Origin of the sequence: Streptomyces sp. NPDC090021, from assembly GCF_044748225.1 — a bacterium.
Taxonomy (GTDB): Bacteria; Actinomycetota; Actinomycetes; order Streptomycetales; family Streptomycetaceae; genus Streptomyces.
In genome coordinates this window covers 1-19,040 of the sequence record NZ_JBIVFO010000028.1, presented here as the reverse complement: position 1 = coordinate 19,040, position 19,040 = coordinate 1, and the positions used below count along the sequence as shown (strand labels likewise).

Here is a 19,040-nt window from a genome sequence, read left to right as displayed (position 1 = left end):
GCTATCGCCGGGCCCGCTGGGCTTCGCGGATCCTTCGCAGCCGGTTGACGGTGCCGGGGGCGTGGGCCAGCGCGCGCGGGTCGTCCATGAGGGCGTTGAGCAGCTGGTAGTAGCGGACGGGGGTCATCCCCAGTCCTTCCCGTATGGCCCGTTCCTTGGCTCCGGGCCCGGGCCAGGTGCGTCCCTCGTACGCGAGCACCGCGGCCTCCGTGGCCGTCAGCTGCCCCTCGTCCGTCATACCGCCAGATTAACGCCGCCGTCCGACAGACGGCGGCGTCGCCCGTGCCGGGCCGCGTCGGCCCGTGTCCGCCGCTGTCGGCCCGCGTCCGCCGCTGTCAGCTCTTGTCCGCCGCGCGCGCCGCCGTGGCGATCTCCTCCAGTACCTTGGCGGGCTGCCCGCCGGGCTGGACGGCCTTGCCGATGTTCTGCTTGATGTCCTCGCTGACGCCGGCCCAGGACTTCTTGCCGGCGGGGTAGAGCCGCGAGCCGGGCAGCGCCGCCAGGAAGGGCTTCAGCTGGACGGCCGAACCGCTGGTGGTGCCCTGCTTGGCCTGGTAACCGCTGGTGGTGGCGGGCAGCAGGTCGTACTTCTCGGTGAAGGCCGTCACGTTGTTCGGCTGGTAGAGGTAGTCGAGGAACTTGCCGGACTCGGCGCGGTGGCCGTTCTTGAAGGCCATGACCCAGTCCGCGACGCCCATCGCCGGCTGCGGGGAGCCGTCGGACGTGGGCAGCGGCACCATGCCGTACTTCACGCCCTTGGCCTCGGCCTGCTTCATCAGCGTCGGGTGCCCGTTGAGCATGCCGACCTCGCCCTTGGCGAAGGCCTCGAAGGCGGCCTGGCGGTCCAGCTTGCCCGGCTCGACCGGCCCGGTGAGCCCCTGGCCGACCATCTTGTCGCGCAGGAACTCCAGCGACTTGATGTTGTCGGCGGAGTCGATGGCGTAGCCCTCCTCGTTGTCGGTGTAGCCACCGCCGCCCGCGAGCATCCACATCATCGTCTCGGCCTGCGCCTCCTCGCGGCCCAGCGGCAGCGCGAAGGGGGTGGGCACGCCCGCGCCCTTGAGCTTCTTCGCCGCGGCTTCCAGGTCCGCCCAGCTCTTGGGCTGCCACCCCTTGGCGTCCTTGGCGATCACGCCCGCGTCCGCCAGCAGCTTCTCGTTGTAGAAGAGCAGCCGGGTGCTGGAGACGAAGGGCATGCCGTACTGGGTCTGCTTGACCTTGCCGGCGTCGGCGAGGGGGGCGAGGAAGTCGGCCTCGGTCTTCACCGAGAGCAGTTCGGCCGTGGAGTACAGCTTTCCGGCGGCCGCGTAGTCGGCGTACGCGCCGATCTGGGCGATGTCGGGGGCCTTGCCGGCCTTGACCATCCCGGCGACCTTGGCGTCGACCTCGGACCACGAGTAGACGCTGACCTCGACCTTGATGCCGGGGTGGTCCTTCTCGAAGCCGTCGGCGAGGCCCTTCCAGTAGGCCGCCGAGGAGTTCTGCGGATTGTCCCCGTAGTCGGCCGCCACGACCCGCAGGGTCACCTCGTTGTCTCCGGTGAGTCCACCGACGGCTCCGCAGCCCGTCAGCGTCACCGCGGTCAGGCACAGCGCGGCACCGGACACGGCCAGGCTCTGGTAACGGCCCTTCACAGGTATCGATCCACCCCTTGTTGTACGTACGATCCACGTAAGGTCTACACCACTTTGGCGGCTCGTCCACATCCGGCTCCCCACCAGGGCGCCCGATTTGTATGGTCACTCAACAATCCCCCTCATTGGACTAGACCTTTCGCCCCCGAGCACGCGAGACTGTCTCTGTGAAACCCGTGAAACACGTCATCGCCCTCGATGTGGGCGGCACCGGGATGAAGGCCGCCCTCATCGCCGAGGACGGCACCCTGCTGCACGAAGCGCGCCGCGCCACCGGCCGCGAGCGGGGCCCGGACGCCGTCGTCGAGACGATCCAGGACTTCGCCGCCGAGCTCCTCGACACCGGCAGGGAACACTTCGGACGGCCCGCCTCGGCCGCCGGGGTCGCCGTCCCGGGCATCGTCGACGCCGAGCACGGCACCGCCGTCTACGCGGCGAACCTCGGCTGGCGCGACGTACCGCTGCGCGCGCTCCTCAGCGGGCGCCTCGGCGGCGTCCCCGTGGCCCTCGGCCACGACGTGCGCACGGGCGGACTCGCCGAAGGACGCATCGGCGCCGGCCGGGGCGCCGACCGCTTCCTCTTCGTCCCGCTCGGCACCGGCATCGCCGGCGCCATCGGCATCGCCGGCCGCATCGAGGCGGGCGCACACGGGTACGCGGGCGAGATCGGACACATCGTGGTGCGCCCCGGCGGCCCCGACTGCGGCTGCGGCCAGCGTGGCTGCCTGGAGACCCTCGCCTCCGCCGCCGCCGTCAGCCGCGCCTGGGCGTCGGCCTCCGGCGACCCGGAGGCCGACGCCGCCGACTGCGCCAAGGCCGTGGAATCCGGTGACGTGCGCGCCCGCGAGGTCTGGCTGGCCGCCGTCGGAGCCCTCGCCGACGGGCTGGTCACCGCGATCACCCTGCTGGACCCGCGCACGCTGATCATCGGTGGCGGGCTCGCCGAGGCCGGAGAAACCTTGTTCACACCACTACGGAAGGCCGTGGAGGAGCGCGTGACGTTCCAGCGGCTCCCCCACATCGTGCCGGCGGCCCTCGGGGACACCGCCGGCTGCCTGGGCGCAGGGCTGCTCGCCTGGGACCTACTCGCCACGGAGGTACCGGCCTGATGTCCGGAAGCGCACACGGCACTGTTCTCTCCGGCGCCAGGGTGGTGCTGCCCACCGGAACCGTGGCGGGCGGCCGGGTCATCGTCGAGGGCGACCGCATCGCCGGGAGCGCCCGCGAGGGCGCGGAGACCGTCGACCTGACCGGGCACTGGATCGTCCCCGGCTTCGTCGACATGCACAACCACGGCGGCGGCGGCGCCTCGTTCACCTCCGGCACCGCCGAGGACGTGCTCCAGGGCGTGCGCACCCACCGCGCGCACGGCACCACCACCCTGGTCGCCTCCACCGTCACCGGGGACCTCGACGAACTCGCCCGGCGGGCCGGGCTGCTGGCCGAGCTGACGCAGGCGGGCGAGATCGCCGGCATCCACTTCGAGGGGCCGTTCATCAGCCCCTGCCGCAAGGGCGCCCACAAGGAGGACCTGCTCCGCGACCCCGACCCGGCCGAGGTCCGCAAGCTGGTCGACGCGGCCCACGGCGCCGCCCGCATGGTCACCCTGGCCACCGAACTCCCCGGCGGCCTGGACTCCGTACGGCTGCTGGCCGAACACGGGGTGATCGCCGCGATCGGGCACACCGACGCCAGTTACGAGCAGACGCGCGCCGCGATCGACGCGGGCGCGACCGTCGCCACCCACCTCTTCAACGCGATGCCCGCCCTCGCGCACCGCGAACCCGGCCCGATCGCCGCCCTCCTGGAGGACGAGCGGATCACGGTCGAGCTCATCAACGACGGCACGCACCTGCACCCCGCGGCCCTCGAACTGGCCTTCCACCACGCGGGCGCGCACCGTGTGGCGCTGATCACCGACGCCATGGACGCGGCCGGTTTCGGCGACGGGACCTACCACCTCGGACCGCTGGAGGTCGAGGTCAAGGGCGGTGTGGCGCGCCTCGTCGAAGGCGGCTCCATCGCCGGCTCCACGCTCACCCTGGACACCGCCTTCAAACGCTCGGTGACCCTCGACAAGCTGCCGGTGGAGTCCGTGGTCCAGGCGATCTCCGCCAACCCGGCCAAGCTGCTCGGCCTGTACGACGAGGTCGGCTCGCTGGAACCCGGCAAGTACGCGGACCTCGTCGTCCTGGACGCCGCCTTCGACCTCAAGGGCGTCATGCGGCGCGGCGAATGGATCGTCAGCCCGGCCGTCCGAGGGCGGCTCTGACCGGCCGTCCGAGGGCGCTCTGACGGCCATGCGGCTGGCGCAGCCGAGGCGCTCGGCCCGTAGGACTGGGCCGACCGCCTCGCTTTTGGCATGATCCCGGCAGCAACAGACCCGGGGGTGCCCATGATCCTGACCGTGACGCTCAACACCGCACTCGACGTCACCTACCGCGTGCCGCGGCTGCTTCCGCACGCCTCGCACCGGGTCACCGCCGTCACCGAACGCCCCGGCGGCAAGGGACTCAACGTCGCCCGCGTGCTGACCGCGCTCGGGCACAAGGTGACGGCGACGGGCTTCGCCGGCGGCCCGGTCGGCTCCGTCGTGCGCCGGCAGCTGGCGACGTGCCCCGCAGTGGTGGACGCCCTGCTCCCCTGCGAGGGCCCCTCGCGCCGCACCCTGGCCGTCGTCGACGAAGCCTCCGGCGACACCACGCAGTTCAACGAGCCGGGGCCGCTCATCACGCCCGCGGAGTGGTCGCGGTTCCTCGCGCACTACGAGGAGCTGGTCGCCGGAGCGCGGGCGGTGGCCCTGTGCGGCAGCCTCCCGCCGGGCGTGCCCGTGGGCGCGTACGCCGTGCTCGTACGGGCGGCCCGCGCGGCCGGGGTCCCCGTCCTGCTGGACACCAGCGGCGAGGCCCTGCGCCGGGGAGTCGCGGCCCGCCCCGAGATCATCAAGCCGAACGCCGCCGAACTGGCCGAGCTGACCGGCTCCCGCGACCCGCTGCCCGCGAGCCGCGACGCCCGCCGCCGCGGCGCGCACGCGGTGGTCACCTCGCTCGGCCCGGCCGGCCTGCTGGCCGCCACCGCCGAGGGCACCTGGCAGGCGGCCCCGCCGCGCCCGCTGTCCGGCAACCCCACCGGAGCCGGCGACTCCGTCGTCGCCGGCCTGCTGTCCGCCCTGGCGGAGGGCCTGGACTGGCCGGAGCGCCTCACCCGCGCGGTCGCCCTCTCGGCGGCCACGGTCCTGGCCCCCGTGGCGGGAGAGTTCGACCCCGCCGTCTACGAGGAACTGCGGCAGACCGTGCGCGTCACCGGCGACAACTGACGCATCCCGGCACGGGCCGAACGTCCGTCAAAGTGTCACGCACACAACATCCTGCTACTGGAACGGCTCCACCGGCTTGCCGGGTACGCACAGCGAGACCACCGGCTGGGTCCACTGCGGCTGACGACCACCTGCCCTGAACGCATTCTGGCCCTGCCGCACGTGCGGCAGGGCCAGAATGCGTTCAGCGGGTCGCGGTCAGCGCCTGGTGTGGCCCGAGGCCAGCTCCAGCTGATCGAAGATCACGTCGCACTGGTTGCCGGGCTCGCACGAGATCTTCATCGCGTTCGAGCCCTTCTTGAGGGTGATCCACGCGTAGGTGCGCGTCCAGCCCTTGTCCCAGGCGCCGTCGGCCGCCTTGGCGAAGTTGGCCAGGTTCAGCCCCTGGGTCGGGGTCTGCCCGTTGACCGTGAGGGTCGCCTTGCCGTCCTTGCCGGGGACGCCGTAGTTGACGAACAGCGTGTAGTCGCCCGCCTCCGGAACCTCCACCGTCCAGGTGAGCGCCGCACCGGTCTGGTTGAAGCCGCCGACGTACTGACCGCCCGAACTCTTCGCACCGGGCACCACGCTGTCCAGCTTCGCACCGCCGGTCAGCACCATGCCCGCACCGGCCGCCTCACCCTTCGGCAGCTGGGCCTGCGAGGGCTTGGCGCTCGGGGTGGGGCTGCTGCCGGGGTCCTGCGGGGCCGCCGACTGCTGGCCGCCGCTCGCCGTGTCGCTGCCCTTGTCCTCGGGCTTGTCCTTGTCGCCGAACGCGAGGGCCGCGCCGATGCCGATGACGACCGCGCCGACCACCGCGACGGCCGCGATCAGCAGGCCGCGACGGCTGGAGGAGCCGCCGCCGTGGCCGCCGTGCCCGCCCGGCTGCCCGATCGTCTGGGTCTGGTGCTGCGGGGAGTGGGGCTGCTGCGGAACGCCGTAGCCGCCCGCCTGCAGCGCCTCGGGCGCCTGGTACTGGGCCTGGTAGCCGGGGTGCTGCTGGGGGACGGGACCGCGCTGGCCGCCGTTCCTGCGCTCGCCGACCGTCCGCACCTGGTGGTGCGAGGTGCGGGGGACGCCGGGCTGGGAACCGTGGTGACCGCCCGCCGACGCGCCGGGGTAGCCGTACCCGCCGCCCGAGGTGGGCGGGGTGGCCCCGGCCGCCTGGCCGTCCTCGTAGAGGTAGCCGAACGGATCATCGTCCTCGGGCTTGTTCGCCCCACCGTGCGGGCCGTTGTTCGCGGGCGTCGTCATCGCAGGTCACTCCTTTCGACCCCCGGGAGCCTACCCCGAACAGGTGCACCCACGGGCGGCGGACCGCCTCAGCCGGCCCTGCGGTGCGCCTTGGAGCGGGACCTCTTCTCGATGTACATCCGCTGGTCGGCCGAGCGCAGCACCTCGTCGGCCGACATGCCGCAGCTGGCCCAGCCGATGCCGAAACTGGCGCCGACGCGCACCGCGCGGCCGTCCACGCGGATCGGCGGGATGATCGCGTTGCGCAGCCGGACGGCGAGGTCCGCGGCGTCCGCGGCACCGAGCCCGTCCGCCAGCACGACGAATTCGTCACCACCCAGCCGGGCGACGGTGTCGCCGTCCCTGACACCCGTCGTCAGCCGTCGGGCGACCTCGATCAGGACCGCGTCGCCCGTGTGGTGCCCGAACCGGTCGTTGATCGACTTGAAGCCGTCGAGGTCGCAGAAGAGCACCGCGAGCCCCTTCGTGCCGTCGTCGACGTCGGTCGCGGGCGCCACCGTGTGCACGTGGTGGTCGTACGGTCCGTCCGTCGGGGCGGTCGGCGCCCCGGGGAAGTCGAAGGGGTCACCCCCCGGGTACCGGTCGGGGCCGTCGGGCTGGAAGCCGTGCTCTCCCCCGCCGCCCACCTCCGCCCGCACCTCGTGGCCGTCGTGCCCGCCGTGCGCCTCGCGCCCCTCGTAGGCCGCGTCCAGGGCCTCGATCGCGGTGGCCCGTGCGGACTGCGGCCTGCGGCACAGCCGCGCCCCGAGCCGGGCCCGCAGCTCGGCGCTGTTGGGCAGGCCGGTCAGCGAGTCGTGGCTGGCCCGGTGCGCGAGCTGGAGCTCGTGGCGCTTGCGCTCCTCGATGTCCTCGACGTGCGTGAGCAGGAAGCGGGGCCCGTCGGCGGCGTCGGCCACGACGGAGTTGCGCAGCGAGACCCATACGTACGTGCCGTCCCGGCGGCCCAGGCGCAGCTCGGCCCGGCCGCCCTCGGCGGACGTGCGCAGCAGGGTGCCGATGTCCTCGGGGTGGACCAGGTCGGAGAAGGAGTAGCGGCGCAGCACGGAGGCGGGGCGGCCGAGGAGCCGGCACAGCGCGTCGTTGGTGCGCAGCAGCCGGCCGTGCTGGTCGCCGCCCATCTCGGCGATGGCCATGCCGCTGGGCGCGTACTCGAAGGCCTGACGGAACGACTCTTCACTGGCGCGGAGCGCCTGCTGCTCGCGTTCCAGCCGGACCAGGGCGCGCTGCATGTTCGCGCGGAGCCTCGCATTGCTGATCGCAATCGCCGCCTGGAAGGCGTACATCTGGAGCGCTTCGCGGCCCCAGGCGCCGGGCCGGCGGCCGTTGCGCGGTCTGTCCACCGAAATGACACCCAGAAGTTCCCCGCCGGACGCATACATGGGGGCGTAGAGCCGGTCCTCGGGATGCCACTCGTCCTCGAAGCGCGGATCGGGGCCGTCGGTGTGCCACTGGGGGACGTCGTCCTCCAGGAGGACCCAGCCCTCGGTGTGCGGGATGAAGCGGAGCCCGTCCCAGCACTCACCCATCGTCAGACGGCGTTCCCAGGAGGCGCGGGAGCCGACGCGACCGGTGATCAGGGCCTCGGCGGCGGGGTCGCCGGCGAAGGCGGCGACGACGAGATCCCCGTCGGGGCGAACGAGGTTGACACAGGCGAGCTCATAGCCGAGGCCCACGACGATGCCGTCCACGACGGTCTGCAGAGTGTCCGCCAGGCTGCGGGCCGTGTTGAGATCGGCCACCACCCGGTGCAGCTGCCGCAGGGTCGCAAGACGGACGTACGGCTCCGACTCGGTCTCCATTGCTCGCTCTCCCCGAGACCTCGACAGCAACTCCAGGTTTGTCATCGGCGTTTCGTTGCGGTGTCCCGTCCACTGAATCACAGTGAGCTGTGCGGCAGGTACACAGGGTCAACAAATCTTGCCCTCTGTGACTCAAGTCACATGAGATGAATAACGGTGCGTGCTGGGACGGTTCGGACTGGGAGCGCTCCCCCTCATTCTCGTGAGCAAACGATACGCCCGGGCCTAGGCCGAGGGGCGGGGGCGCGACTCGGACCAGGGCCCGATGTGCCGTACGGGAGGGCGAGATTAGCGTTTCAGCGTGCTGAAGACGACCCCCGTACCCGCCCCGCCCGACGCGAGCCCCCATGCTGAGGGGGTGAGCAATGACGAGTTCCGCGCCGCGATGTCCCGGCTGGCCGCGGGCGTGTGCCTGATCACCGCGCACGAGCCCCCACTGGCGGCCGACGGGCCGCGCGGCGAGGACGTCGGCATGACGGCGACCGCCTTCCTGTCGGTGTCCCTCGACCCGCCCCTGGTGCTGGTGAGCCTGCGCGAGGGCTCCCGCATGGACGACCTGCTGGCGCAGCAGCCGCTGTGGGCGGTGTCCGTCCTCGCCGACCACCAGCTCCAGATCGCCGGCCGCTTCGCCATGAAGGGCCGCATCAGCGACCGGCTGCTCTTCGCCGACCTCCCCCACGTACGCGGCGAGGCCTCCGGCGCGCCGCTGCTGAGCGGCGCCCTCGCCACCCTGGAATGCCGTACGGAGAACCGCGTCGAGGCCGGCGACCACACCCTGGTGATCGGCCGGGTCCTGACAGCCTCCCTGCCGTCCCCGGACTCCTCGCCGCTGACGTACTTCCGCGGACGCTACCGCCACCTGAGCTGATCCGGTCCGGATCCCGGCCCCGGGAGCCCCGGCCAGGCCAGGCTCGCGTCGGCTCGGCCCGGCCGGCTCGACTCGGCCGGCCCGGCTCGGCTCGCGTCGGGTCGGGTCGGGTCGGGGCGGCTCAACTCGCGTCAGGTCGGCTCGGGGGCGGGCCGGCGCGCGTCTGGTCGGCTCACGTCGGCCCGGGCCGGCTCGACTCGACTCGGCTCGGGCCGGCTCGGGCCGGCTCGGCTCGGCTACCAGTCGCGGCCGGTCCGGCCCCGCTTGGTCTCGGCCCGCGCCTTCTTCTCACGCAGCCGCCGCTCGTTGATCCCCCGCGGGATCTTCGTCGGCCGGCGCTGCCTGGGCGGCGGCGCCGTCGCCTCGGCCAGCAGCGAGGCCAGCCGGACCAGCGCCATCTCCCGGTTGCGCAGCTGCGAGCGGTGCTCGGAGGCCCGTACGGTCACCACCCCGCCCACCAGCCGGCCCGCGAGCCGCTCCAGCGCCCGCTCCTTCCAGACCTCGGGCAGCGCCTTGGTCGCCGCCAGGTCGAACAGCAGCTCCACGCGCGAGTCCGAGGTGTTCACGTGCTGCCCGCCGGGCCCGGAGGACCGCGAGAAACGCCAGGACAGCTCCCCCTCGGGGAGCACGACCGAACCGCGGATGACATAGGGACCAGGCATGCCCCCTATGATCCGCGCCCGCCCGGCCCGCGTCACCCGCATTTGCCGTCACCCGGAATTCACACCGGGAACCCGACCGGCCTCTCGTCGCGTTAGAGAGGACAGCGGTACTTTGACCGCCTGTACGTGCATGTCGGATGAGGAAAGGGACATTCCCATGGCTGTCAGCCTGTCCAAGGGCGGCAACGTCTCGCTCACGAAGGAGGCCCCTGGCCTCGCTGCCGTCACGGTCGGTCTCGGCTGGGACGTCCGTACGACGACCGGTGTCGACTTCGACCTCGACGCCTCGGCCATCGCGGTCAACGCCACGGGCAAGGTCGTCTCCGACGGCCACTTCGTCTTCTTCAACAACAAGTCCACCCCGGACCAGACCATCGTCCACACCGGTGACAACCGCACCGGCGAGGGCGCGGGCGACGACGAGGCCATCAACGTCAACCTCGCCGGCCTGCCCGCCGACGTGGACAAGATCGTCTTCCCGGTCTCCATCTACGACGCCGAGAGCCGCAGCCAGAACTTCGGCCAGGTCCGCAACGCCTACATCCGCGTCGTGAACCAGGCCGGCGGCGCCGAGATCGCCCGCTACGACCTCTCCGAGGACGCGGCGACCGAGACCGCCATGGTCTTCGGCGAGCTCTACCGCAACGGCACGGAGTGGAAGTTCCGCGCGGTCGGCCAGGGCTACGCCTCCGGCCTCACCGGCATCGCCCAGGACTTCGGCGTCAACGTCTGAGACCGCCGGGTCCGCAGCTGCCGCTGACGGACCCCGAAGCGGGCGAAGCCCCCTCCCGGCCGTCCGGGGAGGGGGCTTCGCTACCGTTCCGCAGGTGATCCTCCAACCGCTGGTCCCCGTGGACGGCGCCCTCCCCGGGCCGGTCCTGACCGAGATCGCCGCCCTCTACTCGACCAACCACGCCTTCTTCGAACTCAGCGGCGACTTCCCCGACCCGAACCGCATCACGGTCGAACAGGTCGCGGTCGCCCTCGCCGACGAACTCGCCCACGACGGCGCGGAGATCCTCCTCGCCCGCAGCGCCGGCCGCCTCGTCGGCCTCGCCGCCACCCTCGCCCACAACCCGGCCGCGGCCCCCGGCGACGACGACCCCTGGATCGGCCTGCTGCTCATCGACGCCACCGCACACCGCGAGGGACACGGCCGCGCCGTGGCCACCCTGGTCGAGGACCGCTTCCGCGCCGCCGGACGCACCGGGGTGCAGATCGCCGTACTGGACAACAACCCCGAGGGCCTGGCCTTCTGGCGGTCCCAGGGGTACTCCGAGATGCGCCGCGCCAAGGACCTCGGCATGGGCCGCGACTGCACAGTGCTGCGCAAACCACTCGGCCCCGCGTAGCAGGGCCCGGGCCGCCACGGGGCCTACTTCGGGCGGGCCGTCCCGTACAGCCAGACGTCCCAGACCTTCTTCAGGTCGTGGCCCGTCCGCTCCCGCGCGTAGGCGGTGAAGTCGGCCGTACTCGCGTTCCCGTGCCGGTGGTCGGCCGCCCAGCCGCGCAGCAGGGCGAAGAACCTCTCGTCGCCGACCTCCTGCCGGATCCGCTGCAGGACCATCGCGCCGCGCTGGTACACCGGGCTCGCGGAGATGTCCTCCGGCCCGGGCGGATCGGCCGGCGGGAAGGCCTCCCACCCGGAGTCGGCGGCCTCGTCGACGTCCGTGTCACCGGCCAGCAGCGCGTCGAAGTGCTCCTGCGCCGTCGGCCCGCCGTGGTCCTCGTCCCACAGCCACTCGGCGTAGGTCGCGAAGCCCTCGTTGAGCCACATGTCCTTCCAGCTCTTCGGCGACACCGAATTGCCGAACCACTGGTGGGCCAGCTCGTGCAGCACCAGCGACTCGTCCCCGGGCGCACCCGGATACACCGGCTTGGTCTGCGTCTCCAGCGCGTAGGCGAGCGTCCCGGAGGGCAGCACGACCGCACCCGCCGTACCGAACGGGTAGGGGCCGAACCGGCCGATGCCCCACTCCACCATCTCCGGCAGCCGCGCCAGCGTCCGCTCGCTCGCGGCCGCCTCCTCGGGCGACACCGCGTTGTAGACGGCCACCCCCGAAGGCGTCCGCCCGGTCGTCACCTTGTACGGGCCCACCACGGCGGTCGCCAGGTAGCTGGCCATCGGCTCCGGGTTGTGCCACGCGAACTCCGTCCGCCCGTCGGCACCTTCGGTACGCGAGCGCAACTCCCCGTTGGACACCGCCTCGTAGCCGCGCGGGACCCTGATCGTGATGTCGTACGCGGCCTTGTCGCTCGGGTGGTGGTTGCCGGGGAACCAGGTCATCGACCCGACCGGCTCGCCGACGCCGACCGCACCGGCCTCACCGGTGATCCAGCCCTCCCGGGAGCCGTCCGCGTCCGTGAGGGCCTTCGGCCTGCCGCGGTAGACGACCTCCGTACGGAAGACCCGGCCCTTCTTCACGTCGTCGGCCGGGCGCACGGTCAGCTCGTTGCCGGTCCGGTTGAACCGGGCCCCCTCGCCGTCGACGTCCACGCCCTCGACGTGCAGGCCGCTCAGGTCGAGGTTGAAGGAACTGAGCCCCTGTTCGGCGCGCGCGGTGATGACCGCCCTGCCGTGCAGCACCCCGTCGGCCGGGTCGTAGTCCAGCTCCAGCGCGTAGTGCTCGACCTGGTAGCCGCCGTTGCCGGCCTTCGGGAAGTACGGGTCGCGCAGCCCCGACGCACCCGGCCGCCCCTGCACCGTGCCTCCCGTGCACGCCGTGGTGACGGCGAGCAGGGCGGCTACGGCGGGAGCGGCGAGGCGGGGAAGTGCGCGGTGTTCCACACACCCGATCCTAAGCGGGCAAAGGGCCCGTCCTACTTGCCCAGCGCGTCCACGCCGGCCTTGGCGAACTTCTCGTCCAGGTCACCGCTCGGGGCGCCCGCCACGCCGATACCTGCGACGGGAGCACCGTTCACCTGGACCGGGGTGCCGCCACCGAGGAAGAGGGTGCCGGGGATGTCCTTCAGGTTCGGGGCCTGGGCCAGCCGGCCCACGAGCACCGAGGTCGGCGCGTTCCAGGACACGGCGGTGAAGGCCTTGCGCTCGGCCGACTCGTAGGACTGCGGGCCCGCGCCGTCGCCGCGCAGGGTCACGATGGTGTTGCCGTTGCGGTCCACCACCGCGACGGACACCTTCTGGTTCTCCGCCGCCGCTGCCCGGAGCGCGGCCTGGGCGGCGCGGGTGGCGGCGTCGACGGTCAGGTGGGTCGTCGTGGTGAGGTTCTTGTCGCTCGGGCCGTCCTTCTTCCCCGAAACGGCGACGGCCTGGGCGGCGGTGCCGGCGGGGCTCGCGCTGGCGCTCACGGCACCGAAGGTTCCGGCGCCCAGGGCGACGGCCAGGACGGTACCGGTGAGAACGCGGGTGCGGGTCTTCATCTCTGCTCCTGAGAACGGGTGCCGCGGTGACGGCTTCGGATCGTTCGGTCCGGGCCGGGCGGACCGGCTCCTTCACTGCTCCAAGCCTGTGCCCCGGTCCCCCTCCACCCCGTCCCCGTACCGGCTCGCCCCGCCCACCGCACCGGCTGACCCCGGGGTCAGCCGATCGGCCGATGCGCTTGGCCACCGGCGCGGGAACGATCGGCCTGTGCGGATGCCCGCAGCGCCGCCCTCGCTACGGCCCAGGCCGGGCAAATCCAGCCTCGCCGGCGATTGAGGCGCGGGGCCCGGGTGCAGCGCCCCCGGGCGGCGCCGCACCCGGCAACCGCGCCGCAGGCAAAGGCGGCCGACAATGGACGCACGCCCCGACCGAGGAGCACCCCGTGACCCCCGCACCGCCGCGCGACGACACACGAACCCTCGCGACGGTCGCCCACACCGCCTTCTTCCTGCTCCTCGGCGCCTCCGTGGCCCGCTTCCTGCTCCGCCACCCCGGCGAACCCCGCACCCCGTGGGTCATCGCCCTCAGCGTCACCCTGGCCCTGCTCTACGTGCTCGGCCCCGTGCTCGGCGCCGCCCCCACCCGCCGCCGCCTCCTCTGGCTCGGCCTGGTCGTCACCACCTGGGTGGTCCTCGTCGTCCTCGCGCCGAGCTTCGCCTGGTGCGCCGTACCGCTCTTCTTCACGTCCCTGCGCACCCTCCCGCCACGCGCCGCGATCGTCCTGGTGGCCCTCCTCACCGCCTTCGTCGTAACCGCCCAGATGCAGCTGTCCCCGTCCTTCGACCCCAACCTGCTGCTGGCCCCGCCCGCCGTCGCCGCCCTCGCCACCGCCGTCTTCGTCCACATGGAACGCCAGGCCCGGGCCCAGCGGGCCCTGATCGACGACCTGATCCGGACCCGCCGGGAACTGGCCGCCACCGAACGCCGCGAAGGCACCCTCGCCGAACGCCAGCGGCTGTCCATGGAGATCCACGACACCCTCGCCCAGAACCTGTCCAGCCAGCAGATGCTCCTCCAGGCCGCCGACCGCACCTGGGACACCGACCCGGCCACCGCCCGCGCCCACGTCCGTACCGCCACCGACATCGCCGCACACGGCCTCGCCGAAGCCCGGCGGCTGGTCCACGACCTGGCCCCGTCCGAGCTCGCCGACGGCGCCGGCCTCGCCGACGCGCTGCGCGCCCTCGACGCCGGGCCCGGCATCGAGGTCCGCTTCCACCTCGAAGGCGCCCCCACCCCCCTCGCGGACCGCGTCCAGTCCGCCCTGCTGCGCATAGCCCAGGGCGCCCTCGCCAACGTCCGGGAGCACTCCGGCGCCCGCACGGCCGCCCTCACCCTGAGCTTCCTCGGGGACCAGGTGGTGCTCGACGTCGCCGACGACGGCCACGGCTTCACCGAACCCCGCGCCGACGTCGACGGGCGCGGCCACGGCCTCCCGGCGATACGGGCCCGCGTCCACCAGCTGGGCGGCACCCTGACCATCGAATCCACGCCGGGCGAGGGCACCGTCCTCTCCGCGGCCATCCCCCTGGAGCCCGCTCCATGACGACGATCCTGCTCTGCGACGACCACGTGGTGGTCCGCGCCGGACTCCTCGCCCTCCTCGGCAGCGAACCCGACATCGAGGTCCTCGGCGAGGCGGGCAGCGGCGAGGAGGCCGTCGCCCTGGCCGCCAAACTGCACCCCGACGTGGTCCTCATGGACCTCCAGCTCGGCGAGGGCATCGACGGCGTCGAGGCCACCCGCCGCATCACCGCGCTCCCCCGGCCCCCGCACGTCCTGGTCCTCACCACCTACGACACGGACGCGGACATCACCCGGGCGATCGGCGCCGGCGCCACCGGCTACCTCCTGAAGGCGGAACGCCCCGAGGAGCTGTTCGCCGCGATCCACTCGGCCGCCCAGGGCCGCACCACCCTCTCGGCACCCGTCGCCAGCCGCGTCATGGCCCACATGCGCGGCGCCCGCCCCACCCTCACCGACCGCGAGCTGGACATCCTCGGCCAGCTGGCCCGCGGCCTCGGCAACCGTGACATCGCCCGTGCCCTGTTCATCAGCGAGGCCACCGTCAAGACCCACCTGGGGCGTATCTACGACAAGCTCGGCGTCGACACCCGCGCGGGCGCCGTCTCCGTCGCGAAGGAGCAGCGCCTCCTCCCCTCCTGACCTGTCCCGACGCCGGGGGTGGGGAGCCGGCGGGACCCGTGACACCATCGGGTACGTGCTCGACATCGGCTACTCCCTCTCCCGGCGCTTCCCCGACCCCCCGCAGACCGACTACCGCTCGGCGGACGTCCACACCCTGCGGCACGACCTGTTCTGCGGGGACGTGTACCTCGCCGACACCGCCTCGGACCGGGAAGTGTCCACAGCCTGGGGATGGGTGCCCGTACTGGACTTCGCCTGGGCGCTGTGCGACATCGTCGAACAGCTCGACCAGGACCCGCGCGGCAGCCGCTCCGCCAACCGGCAGTACGCCGAACTCGACTTCACCGAGTCCACGGACCGCATGCTCTTCGAGCGCCGCTTCGGCTGGGTCGACGTCGAGGCCGACTGGATGCCCGCCGAGGAGGCTCCGCTGACCTTCAGCCACCGGCTGCTGCGCCGCGAGGCCCGCGACTTCCTGCACGACCTGCTCGCCGACCTGATCGACATGCACGACGGCCTCGCCGACAACCCGGCCGTCTGGACCCTCCAGGCCCGCTTCCCGCGCGTCCCGGCGTAACCGCGACCGGTCGGCGCCGGTCAGCGCCGTCCGGTGCCCGCCGTCCGCCGTCCGCCGTCCGCCCGACAGGAACTCCCGGAACACCGCCGAGGAGCGCGGGTTCTGCGCGCACTGCCACACACCGTGCGGACAGTAGTCCGTGATGCTGTGGTACAGCGGCCGGTGCTCGGCGAACCAGGCCAGCATCCCCCGTACGTACGCCGGATTGTCCCCGTGCCGGAACAGCCCCCATTCGGGGTACGAGATCCGCTTGCCGTGCGCCTTCGCGAAATCCACCTGCTGCTGGAGCCCGTAGGGCTGGCGGACCTGCTCGTCGAAGGTACGGCCGGGCTCCTGGTCGTAGGAGTCCATGCCGACGACGTCCACCACGTCGTCACCGGGATAGCAGCTCGTCCAGGCGATCGCGTCACCCCCGCGGTTCGGGGCGTAGTCGAACCGGAACCGCTGCCCCTCCACCGAACGCATGGCCGCCACGATGCGCCGCCAGTACGCCCTCCAGTTCTCCGGGTCGGGACGGCAGCGGTGGGTGTAGTTGAAGCCGTTCATCTCCCACCCCAGCACGATCACCGTGTCCGGCACCCCGAGGTCGACCAGCCGCCCGGCCAGCCGCCGGAAATGCTCGTCGTTCGCACCCCTGGCCCCGGCGCGGATCAACTCGGCGACCCGGCCGTCGGGCACACCGGCCTCGTTGCGCTCCTGCATGGGCACGTTCAGGACGAACAGCCGATCGGCCCGCTCCCGCCGCCAGCGCGCCCAGCTGCGCAGGGAATCCGGCGCACCCTCGATGTTCGCCCACGTGTCGCCGGGCAGATAGGTGTGCCCGGCGCGCAACTCGGTACCTCCGAGCCAGCGCGAGAGCTCGGCCATCCGCTCGACGCCGGGCGAGCCGTAGTGGAGATAGGCACCCACGGCCGTCCCCGCGGCCTCGCTCCCCGCACCGCCCCCGGCCCCCGCCCGCGGCGGCCGTGTGTCGAGAACACCCCCCATGACGAGCAGGGCGACGGCGACCGCACCGGCACAGGCGCCCCACAGCCGGCGACCCCGATGGGACATGACACCTCCACAGGCCTCGTGCACCGGTGTGTCTGCCAGCACGTTAAGCACCCGCCCGCCCGACCACCCCCGGACTCGGCCATTCGCCACACGCCGCACACACTCCGGCCCCGGGAGGCAACGGCGCCGCACCGGCCCCCTACGGAACCACCCGCACCCCCAGCTGAAGGGCCAGCGCCGGAGCGAGATCGAACAGCTGCGCCGGACTGATCACCGCCCCGGCCAGCGCATCCACCCCCCGCGCGATCTCCAGCAAGGCGGCCTCCCGCAGGTCCACATCCGCCATCCGCACCCCCGAGAAGTCCACCCCGCGCAGCGCGCAGTCCCGGAACTCCACCCGCTCCAGCACCGCACCCCCGAAGTCCGGCTCCACCAGCACGCACCCCTCGAAGACCACGTCCCGCAGCCGCGCCTTCCGCAGGTTCAGGTAATCGATCTTGCCGCCCCGGACCACCACCCGCTCCAGCCCCGCCCCGTGCAGCTGCACCCCGCCCAGGCGGGCGTCCACCAGCTCCACGTCCCGCAGTGACGCCCCCGACAGGTCGGTCCCCACCCCACGGACCCCCTCCAGCACCGAATCCAGGATCCGCGCCTTCGCCAGCCCGGCCTCGTCCAGCGCGCAGCGCCGCACCGCGCAGTCCATGAACCGGGCCCCGGCCCCCTCCTGCCCCGCCAGGTCCAGGTCCGCGAACTCCAACCCGTCGTAATCCCCGTCCGCCTCCAGCTCCCGCCCTTCCCAGGGCGCCAGGTCCGGGAGCCTGAGCTCCGGCCTGCGCGCCGCCTTCACCGACTGCTGCCGCCCGTTTCGCACCATGCCCCCATCGTGGCCGACAGCACCGGCACCAGCCCGGTCCGGCCCTTGACCCCGACCTGACCGACGCCGACCACTCCCCCACGGCCGGGCGCCCAGGGCCTCGTAGCAGGCGTTCGTCGGCGCGTACCGGTTCAGGACGCCGGGCAGGGAGCCCGCCCTCGCTCCGTTTTGCTCGGGACCTGTCCGCCGGTAGGAGGGGAACGGCAAGGGCACGGCGACTCCGGCGACGACGGATGCCCGACGCGGCCCGCGCGTGCCAGGTCCGGGACGCCACGTGGGGCCACGCCATCCCGTACGAGACCCACGCGGCACGGGGCCGCCCGGACCGGACACCGTTCGGCGCCTGCCTGAAGATCGCGGACGGGCGTCCGGCGACTACCCCGCCCCGGCCAGCTTACGGAGCGCGTCGTCCGTCAGACGGTTCACGGTCCACTCGTCCATCGACACGGCCCCGACCGATCGGTAGAAGTCGATGGCAGGCGAATTCCAGTCGAGGACCGACCACTCCAGCCGCTCGTAGCCGCGCTCGACGCACGTACGCGCCAACTCCCGCAACAGCGCCTTGCCATGACCACCACCGCGCACGCCCGGACGTACGTACAGGTCCTCCAGGTGGATCCCGTGCACCCCGCGCCACGTCGAGAAGGAGAGGAACCACACCGCGAATCCGACGACCTCCCCGTCCTCCGTCTCCGCGACGTGCGCGAACACCGCCGGCCGCTCCCCGAACAGCGCCTCCCGCAACTGCTCCTCGGTGGCGCGCGCCTCGTGCGGCACCCTCTCGTACTCGGCGAGCTCGCGGATCATCTCGCAGACGACAGGAACATCGGTGACTTCAGCCCTACGGATCATCCCCGCAGCCTAGAGGGCACCCCCAGCAGCACATCCGCCACCGCCAACTGCTCCTCGTCCAGCCGCTCTTCGCCGTCCTCCACGTCCCACAGGCAGTTCTGCAGCACCCGGCCCAGCGTCCATGCCCCGCGCCCGCTCCCGGTCCAGCCCGGCGGCCTCCGTCAGCAGATCGAACCCCGGGTCGCCGGCCAGGACGTTCCCGTAGTGCAGGTCCCAGTGCCACAACCGGTCCCCGGGCTCCCCCGCAACCCGGCCGGTGCGGGTACCGCCGTCAGCGGGGTTGCTCGGCGGTCCAGCTCCGGCTTCGCCCGAACCCGGTGCCGACGCCCCTGCGGGGTTGCTCGGCGGTGTCGCGGGGCAGGGGTGTGCCGTTGCTCGGCGGCGCCCCTGCGGGGTTGCTGCGCAGGACTCGGCGATGCCCTGAGCAGCGGTGTCGCGGGGCGGAGGTGTGCGGCTGCTCGGCGGCGCCCCTGCGGGGTTGCTGCGCAGGACTCGGCGATGCCCTGAGCAGCGGTGTCGCGGGGCGGAGGTGTGCCGTTGCTCGGCGGCGCCCCTGCGGGGTTGCTGCGCAGGACTCGGCGGTGTCCTGAGCGGTGGTGTCGCGGGGCGGGGGTGTGTGGGTGTGGGGCGGTGCCCCGCAGGAGGGTCTCCTCGGCTCGGCGCGGACTGCACATCACGGCCAGGCGGCCCAGGTCGCGCCTC

Annotated in this window: 18 protein-coding genes and 2 pseudogenes; 9 read left to right on the top strand and 11 right to left on the bottom strand. The window is 72.9% G+C overall.

Annotated features, from left to right (window positions below; genetic code table 11):
- Position 1 precedes the first annotated feature (1 nt).
- Both ACIPXC_RS22440 and ACIPXC_RS22435 read right to left on the bottom strand, forming a co-directional pair.
- On the bottom strand, positions 2-238 hold the full coding sequence (locus ACIPXC_RS22440) for a DUF3263 domain-containing protein (RefSeq protein WP_030031449.1): 237 nt from the start codon (positions 236-238) through the stop codon (positions 2-4).
- A 97-nt stretch (positions 239-335) separates the two neighbouring features.
- The gene (locus tag ACIPXC_RS22435; RefSeq protein ID WP_401620978.1) at positions 336-1,634 is read right to left on the bottom strand and encodes an extracellular solute-binding protein; all 1,299 of its coding nucleotides are present in this window, start codon (positions 1,632-1,634) and stop codon (positions 336-338) included.
- A 176-nt stretch (positions 1,635-1,810) separates the two neighbouring features.
- On the opposite strand from ACIPXC_RS22435, the gene ACIPXC_RS22430 reads away from it, so the two are divergent.
- From ACIPXC_RS22430 to ACIPXC_RS22420, 3 genes are all read left to right on the top strand, one after another.
- A complete protein-coding gene (locus ACIPXC_RS22430; RefSeq protein ID WP_401621173.1) occupies positions 1,811-2,743 on the top strand; it encodes an ROK family protein in 933 nt (310 codons plus the stop codon).
- Entirely contained in the window at positions 2,743-3,906 is a 1,164-nt protein-coding gene (gene nagA / locus ACIPXC_RS22425) for an N-acetylglucosamine-6-phosphate deacetylase (protein ID WP_401620975.1), read from the top strand. Before ACIPXC_RS22430 ends, nagA begins: the two co-directional genes overlap by 1 nt.
- Before the next feature lie 123 nt (positions 3,907-4,029).
- Entirely contained in the window at positions 4,030-4,950 is a 921-nt protein-coding gene (locus ACIPXC_RS22420; RefSeq protein ID WP_401620973.1) for a 1-phosphofructokinase family hexose kinase, read from the top strand.
- 198 nt (positions 4,951-5,148) lie between these two features.
- On the opposite strand, the gene ACIPXC_RS22415 is transcribed toward ACIPXC_RS22420, so the two are convergent.
- Together ACIPXC_RS22415 and cdgB are read right to left on the bottom strand one after the other, a co-directional pair.
- Positions 5,149-6,183, bottom strand: a complete 1,035-nt coding sequence (locus tag ACIPXC_RS22415) for a CBM35 domain-containing protein (protein ID WP_401620970.1) — start codon at positions 6,181-6,183, stop codon at positions 5,149-5,151.
- Positions 6,184-6,251: 68 nt separating this feature from the next.
- Positions 6,252-7,982, bottom strand: coding sequence for a diguanylate cyclase CdgB (gene cdgB / locus ACIPXC_RS22410; RefSeq protein WP_401620967.1), 1,731 nt, complete (start codon positions 7,980-7,982; stop codon positions 6,252-6,254).
- Between the two features lie 301 nt (positions 7,983-8,283).
- Between cdgB and ACIPXC_RS22405 the strand changes: the two genes are divergently transcribed.
- Entirely contained in the window at positions 8,284-8,850 is a 567-nt protein-coding gene (locus ACIPXC_RS22405; RefSeq protein ID WP_401620964.1) for a flavin reductase family protein, read from the top strand.
- A 236-nt stretch (positions 8,851-9,086) separates the two neighbouring features.
- Here ACIPXC_RS22405 and arfB read toward each other — a convergent pair whose 3' ends face one another.
- Positions 9,087-9,512, bottom strand: coding sequence for an alternative ribosome rescue aminoacyl-tRNA hydrolase ArfB (gene arfB / locus ACIPXC_RS22400; RefSeq protein ID WP_045323070.1), 426 nt, complete (start codon positions 9,510-9,512; stop codon positions 9,087-9,089).
- A gap of 157 nt (positions 9,513-9,669) precedes the next feature.
- Here arfB and ACIPXC_RS22395 point away from each other — a divergent pair, with 157 nt between their 5' ends.
- Together ACIPXC_RS22395 and ACIPXC_RS22390 are read left to right on the top strand one after the other, a co-directional pair.
- Positions 9,670-10,245, top strand: a complete 576-nt coding sequence (locus ACIPXC_RS22395; protein ID WP_401620960.1) for a TerD family protein — start codon at positions 9,670-9,672, stop codon at positions 10,243-10,245.
- A 94-nt stretch (positions 10,246-10,339) separates the two neighbouring features.
- Entirely contained in the window at positions 10,340-10,864 is a 525-nt protein-coding gene (locus ACIPXC_RS22390) for a GNAT family N-acetyltransferase (RefSeq protein ID WP_401620958.1), read from the top strand.
- A 23-nt stretch (positions 10,865-10,887) separates the two neighbouring features.
- On the opposite strand, the gene ACIPXC_RS22385 is transcribed toward ACIPXC_RS22390, so the two are convergent.
- Both ACIPXC_RS22385 and ACIPXC_RS22380 read right to left on the bottom strand, forming a co-directional pair.
- Positions 10,888-12,300 (bottom strand): M1 family metallopeptidase, encoded by a 1,413-nt coding sequence (locus ACIPXC_RS22385; RefSeq protein WP_401620955.1) that lies wholly within the window; start codon positions 12,298-12,300, stop codon positions 10,888-10,890.
- A 32-nt stretch (positions 12,301-12,332) separates the two neighbouring features.
- On the bottom strand, positions 12,333-12,893 hold the full coding sequence (locus tag ACIPXC_RS22380; RefSeq protein WP_401620952.1) for a heme-binding protein: 561 nt from the start codon (positions 12,891-12,893) through the stop codon (positions 12,333-12,335).
- Between the two features lie 383 nt (positions 12,894-13,276).
- On the opposite strand from ACIPXC_RS22380, the gene ACIPXC_RS22375 reads away from it, so the two are divergent.
- The 3 genes from ACIPXC_RS22375 to ACIPXC_RS22365 are packed head-to-tail and all read left to right on the top strand — an operon-like array spanning position 13,277 to position 15,619.
- Positions 13,277-14,440, top strand: coding sequence for a sensor histidine kinase (locus ACIPXC_RS22375; protein WP_401620950.1), 1,164 nt, complete (start codon positions 13,277-13,279; stop codon positions 14,438-14,440).
- A complete protein-coding gene (locus ACIPXC_RS22370) occupies positions 14,437-15,060 on the top strand; it encodes a response regulator (RefSeq protein ID WP_401620947.1) in 624 nt (207 codons plus the stop codon). The genes ACIPXC_RS22375 and ACIPXC_RS22370 overlap by 4 nt, the downstream gene beginning before the upstream one ends.
- A 55-nt stretch (positions 15,061-15,115) precedes the next feature.
- Positions 15,116-15,619, top strand: a complete 504-nt coding sequence (locus tag ACIPXC_RS22365) for a hypothetical protein (RefSeq protein WP_401620945.1) — start codon at positions 15,116-15,118, stop codon at positions 15,617-15,619.
- 63 nt (positions 15,620-15,682) lie between these two features.
- Here ACIPXC_RS22365 and ACIPXC_RS22360 read toward each other — a convergent pair.
- The 4 genes and pseudogenes from ACIPXC_RS22360 to ACIPXC_RS22345 all read right to left on the bottom strand — a co-directional run.
- A pseudogene (locus ACIPXC_RS22360) lies at positions 15,683-16,672 on the bottom strand (glycosyl hydrolase); the annotation flags it as partial.
- 139 nt (positions 16,673-16,811) lie between these two features.
- The gene (locus ACIPXC_RS22355; protein ID WP_401620942.1) at positions 16,812-17,486 is read right to left on the bottom strand and encodes a pentapeptide repeat-containing protein; all 675 of its coding nucleotides are present in this window, start codon (positions 17,484-17,486) and stop codon (positions 16,812-16,814) included.
- A 375-nt stretch (positions 17,487-17,861) separates the two neighbouring features.
- Entirely contained in the window at positions 17,862-18,338 is a 477-nt protein-coding gene (locus tag ACIPXC_RS22350; protein ID WP_401620939.1) for a GNAT family N-acetyltransferase, read from the bottom strand.
- A pseudogene (locus tag ACIPXC_RS22345) lies at positions 18,335-18,611 on the bottom strand (hypothetical protein); the annotation flags it as partial. The gene ACIPXC_RS22350 and the pseudogene ACIPXC_RS22345, both read right to left, overlap by 4 nt.
- Positions 18,612-19,040: the final 429 nt, after the last annotated feature.